Below are 5,527 nucleotides of genomic sequence, written 5' to 3'. Positions count from 1 at the left end.
ACCTGCTAAGGTTATAGGGACAAGCCTTACGGGCAATTAGTACTGGTTAGCTTAATGCATTACTGCACTTCCACACCCAGCCTATCAACGTCCTGGTCTCGAACGACCCTTTAAAGAGCTCAAGGCTCTGGGAAATCTCATCTTAAGGCAAGTTTCCCGCTTAGATGCTTTCAGCGGTTATCTCTTCCGAACTTAGCTACCCGGCAATGCCACTGGCGTGACAACCGGTACACCAGAGGTTCGTCCACTCCGGTCCTCTCGTACTAGGAGCAGCCCCCTTCAAATTTCCAACGCCCACGGCAGATAGGGACCAAACTGTCTCACGACGTTTTAAACCCAGCTCACGTACCACTTTAAATGGCGAACAGCCATACCCTTGGGACCGGCTACAGCCCCAGGATGTGATGAGCCGACATCGAGGTGCCAAACTCCCCCGTCGATATGAACTCTTGGGAGGAATCAGCCTGTTATCCCCAGAGTACCTTTTATCCGTTGAGCGATGGCCCTTCCATACAGAACCACCGGATCACTATGTCCTACTTTCGTACCTGCTCGACTTGTCAGTCTCGCAGTTAAGCACGCTTATGCCATTGCACTATCATCACGATGTCCGACCGTAATTAGCGTACCTTCGAACTCCTCCGTTACACTTTAGGAGGAGACCGCCCCAGTCAAACTGCCTACCATGCACTGTCCCCGATCCGGATAACGGACCAAGGTTAGAACCTCAAACAAACCAGGGTGGTATTTCAAGGTTGGCTCCACGAGAACTAGCGTCCCCGCTTCAAAGCCTCCCACCTATCCTACACAGATTGGTTCAAAGTCCAATGCAAAGCTACAGTAAAGGTTCATGGGGTCTTTCCGTCTAGCCGCGGGTAGATTGCATCATCACAAACATTTCAACTTCGCTGAGTCTCGGGAGGAGACAGTGTGGCCATCGTTACTCCATTCGTGCAGGTCGGAACTTACCCGACAAGGAATTTCGCTACCTTAGGACCGTTATAGTTACGGCCGCCGTTTACTGGGACTTCAATCAAGAGCTTGCACCCCATCATTTAATCTTCCAGCACCGGGCAGGAGTCACACCATATACGTCCACTTTCGTGTTTGCATAGTGCTGTGTTTTTATTAAACAGTCGCAGCCACCAGTTTATTGCAACCCTTTCATCCTTCCACAGTAAAGTGGTCAAACTACAAGGGCGTACCTTATCCCGAAGTTACGGTACCAATTTGCCGAGTTCCTTCTCCCGAGTTCTCTCAAGCGCCTTAGAATACTCATCTCGCCCACCTGTGTCGGTTTGCGGTACGGTCTCGTATGACTGAAGCTTAGAGGCTTTTCTTGGAACCACTTCCGATTGCTTCACGAATAAATTCGTTCGTCTCGACCCCTTGAATTACGCACCCGGATTTGCCTAAGTGCCTTCTACAAGTCAAGAACAGGCTCTTCCAACCGCCTGACAACCTTCCGCGATCCGTCCCCCCATCGCATCATACGACGGTGCAGGAATATTAACCTGCTTCCCATCAGCTACGCATCTCTGCCTCGCCTTAGGGGCCGACTCACCCTGCTCCGATGAACGTTGAACAGGAAACCTTGGGCTTTCGGCGTGGAGGCTTTTCACCCCCATTATCGCTACTCATGTCAGCATTCGCACTTCTGATACCTCCAGCATCCTTTACAAGACACCTTCGCAGGCTTACAGAACGCTCTCCTACCATATGTGTAAACACATATCCGCAGCTTCGGTGACTGGCTTAGCCCCGTTACATCTTCCGCGCAGGACGACTCGATCAGTGAGCTATTACGCTTTCTTTAAAGGATGGCTGCTTCTAAGCCAACCTCCTGACTGTTTTAGCCTTCCCACTTCGTTTTCCACTTAGCCAATCTTTGGGACCTTAGCTGGCGGTCTGGGTTGTTTCCCTCTTGACGCCGGACGTTAGCACCCGACGTCTGTCTCCCAAGCTCGCACTCATCGGTATTCGGAGTTTGCAATGGGTTGGTAAGTCGCGATGACCCCCTAGCCATAACAGTGCTCTACCCCCGATGGTGATACTTGAGGCACTACCTAAATAGTTTTCGGAGAGAACCAGCTATTTCCAAGTTTGTTTAGCCTTTCACCCCTACCCACAGCTCATCCCCTAATTTTTCAACATTAGTGGGTTCGGTCCTCCAGTGCGTGTTACCGCACCTTCAACCTGGCCATGAGTAGATCACTTGGTTTCGGGTCTACACCCAGCGACTGAACGCCCTATTCGGACTCGATTTCTCTACGGCTTCCCTATACGGTTAACCTTGCCACTGAATGTAAGTCGCTGACCCATTATACAAAAGGTACGCAGTCACGGAACAAGTCCGCTCCTACTGTTTGTATGCACACGGTTTCAGGATCTATTTCACTCCCCTTCCGGGGTTCTTTTCGCCTTTCCCTCACGGTACTGGTTCACTATCGGTCGATATCGAGTATTTAGCCTTGGAGGATGGTCCCCCCATATTCAGACAGGATTTCTCGTGTCCCGCCCTACTTGTTGCAAGCTTAGTTCCACACTGGTTATTTCGTGTAAGGGGCTATCACCCTCTATGGCTGCACTTTCCAGAGCATTCCACTATATCCAATGCTAAAACTTGCGGCTGTTCCCATTTCGCTCGCCACTACTTTGGGAATCTCGGTTGATTTCTTTTCCTGCAGCTACTTAGATGTTTCAGTTCGCCGCGTTCGCTTCACACACCTATGTATTCAGTGTGTGATGACCACAAGGGCCGGGTTTCCCCATTCGGAAATCTGCGGATCAAAGTGTGTTTGCTCACTCCCCGCAGCTTATCGCAAGCTACTACGTCCTTCATCGCCTGATATCGCCAAGGCATCCACCATGTGCACTTATTCACTTGTCCCTATAACGTTAGCCTCTCAGTCGTTTGCACTTCCAAGAGACGGTTATAAAGCAAGCAAGTACTACGTGTTTGCTTGTATTGACACTGGACTGCTCTTGCGAGCAACTGATCGTCAATACTATTTGATTTGATACAATCAAAACCCATCAGCGCAACACAACAACGCTTTCGCATCATTGGTTTGCACCAATAAATCTTTACTTCTTCCAAATTGTTAAAGAACAAAAACAGCTAATGATCATCTAAAAGATCAAACCTAAATCACGTCAGCTTGCGCTGATCAACTTAGGTTTGACATCTTGGTGGAGGTTGACGGGATCGAACCGACGACCCCCTGCTTGCAAAGCAGGTGCTCTCCCAGCTGAGCTAAACCCCCGAAACCGGTCATACATATCTTGGTGGGTCTGGTTGGGCTCGAACCAACGACCCCCGCGTTATCAACACGGTGCTCTAACCAACTGAGCTACAGACCCGTTTGGATCAGTACCAACCAACCATGCGCAAGCTTCTGCGCATCGCCGACATTCACTGTTCTTTTCTTATTAACTAGTCGATAAGTGTGGACGCTTAACTTTCACGCAAACTCTAGAAAGGAGGTGATCCAGCCGCACCTTCCGATACGGCTACCTTGTTACGACTTCACCCCAGTCACGAATCCCACCGTGGTAAGCGCCCTCCTTACGGTTAGGCTACCTACTTCTGGTGAAACCCGCTCCCATGGTGTGACGGGCGGTGTGTACAAGACCCGGGAACGTATTCACCGCGACATGCTGATCCGCGATTACTAGCGATTCCAACTTCATGTAGTCGAGTTGCAGACTACAATCCGGACTACGATACACTTTCTGGGATTAGCTCCCCCTCGCGGGTTGGCGGCCCTCTGTATGTACCATTGTATGACGTGTGAAGCCCTACCCATAAGGGCCATGAGGACTTGACGTCATCCCCACCTTCCTCCGGTTTGTCACCGGCAGTCTCATTAGAGTGCCCTTTCGTAGCAACTAATGACAAGGGTTGCGCTCGTTGCGGGACTTAACCCAACATCTCACGACACGAGCTGACGACAGCCATGCAGCACCTGTGTTACGGTTCTCTTTCGAGCACTCCCAAATCTCTCTGGGATTCCGTACATGTCAAGGGTAGGTAAGGTTTTTCGCGTTGCATCGAATTAATCCACATCATCCACCGCTTGTGCGGGTCCCCGTCAATTCCTTTGAGTTTTAATCTTGCGACCGTACTCCCCAGGCGGTCTACTTCACGCGTTAGCTGCGTTACCAAGACAATTAAGTCCCGACAACTAGTAGACATCGTTTAGGGCGTGGACTACCAGGGTATCTAATCCTGTTTGCTCCCCACGCTTTCGTGCATGAGCGTCAGTGTTATCCCAGGGGGCTGCCTTCGCCATCGGTATTCCTCCACATCTCTACGCATTTCACTGCTACACGTGGAATTCTACCCCCCTCTGACACACTCTAGCCATGCAGTCTCAAATGCCATTCCCAGGTTGAGCCCGGGGATTTCACATCTGACTTACATAACCGCCTGCGCACGCTTTACGCCCAGTAATTCCGATTAACGCTTGCACCCTACGTATTACCGCGGCTGCTGGCACGTAGTTAGCCGGTGCTTATTCTTCAGGTACCGTCATTAGCAAACTGTATTAGAGCTCACCGTTTCTTCCCTGACAAAAGAGCTTTACAACCCGAAGGCCTTCTTCACTCACGCGGCATTGCTGGATCAGGCTTGCGCCCATTGTCCAAAATTCCCCACTGCTGCCTCCCGTAGGAGTCTGGACCGTGTCTCAGTTCCAGTGTGGCTGGTCGTCCTCTCAGACCAGCTACTGATCGAAGCCTTGGTAGGCCTTTACCCCACCAACTAGCTAATCAGATATCGGCCGCTCCATGAGCATGAGGTCTTGCGATCCCCCACTTTCATCCGTAGATCGTATGCGGTATTAGCGCAACTTTCGCTGCGTTATCCCCCACTCTAGGGTACGTTCCGATATATTACTCACCCGTTCGCCACTCGCCATCAGGAGCAAGCTCCCATGCTGCCGTTCGACTTGCATGTGTAAGGCATGCCGCCAGCGTTCAATCTGAGCCAGGATCAAACTCTTCAGTTCAATCTCTGTTTTATGTCATTGCTGACATGGTTCTTTCGAACCGGTCGCTCACTCAAAATACTGACAGGTACTTTCGTTTAACCGAAAGTATCTATATTTCTTTGTGAGCATTTAATATTTAAAGTTATAGCTACCAAGCAAGCTTGATAACCGCGCTTCCATTAAACGCCCACACTTATCGACTGTTAATTTTTAAAGAACTTCTTGTCTGCTTCGCTGTTTCAGCGGTGCCGCGAATCGTTTTGTTCGTCAGCAGCAGAGAGATGAGATTATGTGGCATGTTTCGTTTTTCGTCAACACCTTTTTAAGAAACTTTTTAAAAAGATTCGTTTTAAATTTCTTCAAAACGACTGACAAAAACGCCAACTCCTACCACCACTTATTCACCCCCATCACATCCAATTCAGCTCGCTACCTTCTGCGTTGCGCTGCTTGTTCTGCGACGGGAGCCGAACTATAGCAAGCACCCAAACCCTTTGCAACCCCTTTCGGGAAAATACTTCAATTCTTTTTAA

2 tRNA genes and 2 rRNA genes are annotated in these 5,527 nt (G+C 49.9%); all 4 read right to left on the bottom strand.

The features are described 5' to 3' along the window. Positions 1-15: 15 nt before the first annotated feature. Positions 16-2,890 (bottom strand): 23S ribosomal RNA (locus ACIQW9_RS14820). A 300-nt stretch (positions 2,891-3,190) separates the two neighbouring features. After that, positions 3,191-3,266, bottom strand: a tRNA-Ala gene (locus ACIQW9_RS14815). Between the two features lie 20 nt (positions 3,267-3,286). Further along, positions 3,287-3,363 (bottom strand) — tRNA-Ile (locus tag ACIQW9_RS14810). Positions 3,364-3,479: 116 nt separating this feature from the next. After that, positions 3,480-5,012, bottom strand: a 16S ribosomal RNA gene (locus ACIQW9_RS14805). The 16S and 23S rRNA genes sit together here with 2 tRNA genes alongside, the layout of an rRNA operon. Between the last annotated feature and the right edge of the window lie 515 nt (positions 5,013-5,527).

Source organism: Herminiimonas sp. NPDC097707 (genome assembly GCF_044761395.1).
Taxonomy (GTDB): domain Bacteria; phylum Pseudomonadota; class Gammaproteobacteria; order Burkholderiales; family Burkholderiaceae_D; genus Oxalicibacterium.
Note: the sequence above shows the minus strand (reverse complement) of the source record. Positions and strands in the feature narration are given on the sequence as shown.